This is a genomic window from Nocardia sp. NPDC004278, from assembly GCF_053602975.1.
In genome coordinates this window covers 1-2693 of sequence record NZ_JBSGEQ010000101.1, presented here as the reverse complement: position 1 = coordinate 2693, position 2693 = coordinate 1, and the positions used below count along the sequence as shown (strand labels likewise).

The window sequence follows — 2693 nt, the reverse complement described above, 5'->3', positions numbered from 1 at the left end:
CAGCACGAACGCCTTCAACGGCAGATCCACGGTCAACTCATGCAGATGCAGAGCAGCATCAACCTTGGGCCCCAACACCGCATCCAACCGATCCGCGGTCAACGACGCGATCGCACCATCATCGAGCACACCAGCCATATGGAACACACCGGTGAGTGGATGACCGGCAGGCACACCCGCCAACACCTCGGCGAGCGCACCACGATCGGCGATATCACAAGCCACGAACTCGGCCTCGGCACCGAGACGCTGCAACTCCGCCCGCAACTCCGCAGCACCGGAAGCAGATTCACCACGGCGGCTCAACAACAACAGACGGCGCACACCATATGCGTTCACCAGGTGCCGGGCGAACAACCCACCCAGATAGCCGCTGGCACCGGTGATCAGAACGGTGTCATCCGGATCGAAGGACGAACTCACAGCCGAAGCGGCCGCGGAGAAACCTCCGGCTGAAGCGATCGTCGGCGCGGAGGTTCGGCCGAGGCGCGCAATGTGAACTTGCCCATCACGCACCGCCACCTGCGGTTCGGCCGCGGCGACAATCCCGCCCAGCAGCCCGTCGAGTTCGGAATCGGTGTCGATCAACACGATCCGGCCAGGATTTTCCGCCTGCGCGGAACGCACCAGACCACACACGGCCGCACCGGCCAAATTCGTAACGTCTTCCCCGGCAACCGAGACAGCACCACCGGTCCGGACGACGAGTACCGATTCGGCGAACCGGTTGCCCGCAATCCAGGACTGCAATACCTCGAGAACCTCATGAGTCGCAGCATGGACAGCGGCGGGATCATTACCCGTCGGGCACTCCAACACCACCACCTGCGGAACCTGATCACCGAGGTCCGGCCACGCTACCGCGGTGACTTCAGCTGCACGCACCGCGACCGGTGTCCAGCCGATCTGGAACAACGCAGTACCGACGACGGATGCGCCGGTGGTGAGCTGCGCGGGATCGATCGGCCGGGATGCCAAATGCCGCACCGTCGCCACCGCAGCACCGGTCGAGTCCGCCAGATCCAGAGCAACACCGTGCTCACCGACACGAGTGAGCCGAACACGCACTGCATCAGCACCCGCCGCATGCACCGTGACACCGGACCACTCGAACGGCAACGCGAGTCCGGCTCCCTCCACCGAGGCGTCGCCGGCAAAACGCAGGGCGTGCAACGCCGCATCCAGCAACGCCGGATGCAGCCCGAAACGCTCCGCCTCAGACCGGGCCTGCTCGGGCAATTCGACCTCGGCGTAGATCCCATCGGATCCCCGCCAGACCGACCGCAGCGCCTGGAACACCGGACCATAGTGATAGCCCTGCGCATCAAGGGAATCGTAAACACCATCGATGTCCACGGCGACCGCACCGACGGGCGGCCACTGCACCAGATCCACAGCCACGCTATCGAATCCGGACGCGAGCACCCCCTCGGCGTTCAACATCCACGACGCCACCGAATCGACGTCAACATCGGGCCGAGAGAAGGTCCGCACCGTGCGACGGCCGGTCTCGTCCTCGGCACCGACCACAACGCGCACCGCGAGTCCGGCGGACTCCGACAGCGCCAGCGGGGCTTGCAGGACCAGTTCCTCGAGGGTCGAGCAGCCGACCTGTTCTCCGGCGTACAAGGCGAGCTCGACCAAACCGGTACCGGGGAACAGCACGGTGTCCACAACCGTGTGGTCGGCCAGCCATGGGTGCGTCTGCACCGACAGGCGACCGGTGAGAGTTACCGCGTCGGAGTCCGGTTGCGAGACGACCGCCGAGACCAGAGGGTGTCCGGTAGCGACGAGACCCATCGCCCGGGCATTGCCAGCGGCGGCAGGGCCTTCGATCATCCAATAGCGTCGACGCTGGAAGGCGTAGGTGGGCAAGTCGATTCGCTCAGCTCCGGTACCGGCATAGAAACCGGACCAGTCCACCTCGGCGCCGGACACGAACAATCCGGCTACCCCGCCCAACACCGTGGACGGATCGGCATGGTCTCGACGCGCCAACGCCAGCACCGCAGGAGCCGCGACCGCAGCACCCGCGCTCGCCCGCCCGTCGTCGAGAGTCTGGGCGATCATCGGAGTCAGCACGGCGTCGGGTCCGACCTCGGCGAACCTCGATACACCCATACCCGCCATAGCGGTGACCGCCTCGGCGAACCGCACCGTGTCCCGGACCTGACCGACCCAATACGACGGATCCGACATCTCGTGCTCGACCCTGACACCGGTCACCGTCGACACCAACGGAAGGCTCGGCCGACCGAACGCCAAACCCTCTATCGCCGAAGCGAACTCGGCCAGCATCGGCTCCATCAACGCCGAATGGAACGCATGCGACACCCGCAACCTGTGCGTGCGCCAACCACGCTCGGCACACGCCTCGGCGACAGCCACGACATCGTTCTCGACACCGGACAACACCACCGAGGACGGACCATTGACCGCCGCGATCGACACCCCACTTGCCGACACGTCACCAGCTGCCAGCAGCGCCCGCACGTCGGTCTCGGAGGCGCCGACAGCGACCATCGCCCCACCGGCAGGCAGCGCCTGCATCAACCGGCCACGCGCGGCCACCAACACACACGCATCCACCAACGACATCACTCCGGCTACATGGGCGGCAGCAACCTCACCAATCGAATGACCCGCCACCACATCCGCACGCACACCCCACGATTCCAGCAACCGGAACAACG

Annotated in this window: 1 protein-coding gene; it reads right to left on the bottom strand. The window is 65.8% G+C overall.

Annotated features, from left to right (window positions below):
• Window positions 1–2693: SDR family NAD(P)-dependent oxidoreductase (locus ACWEO2_RS44210; RefSeq protein ID WP_452410862.1), on the bottom strand; the 2693-nt coding region annotated here is incomplete at both ends.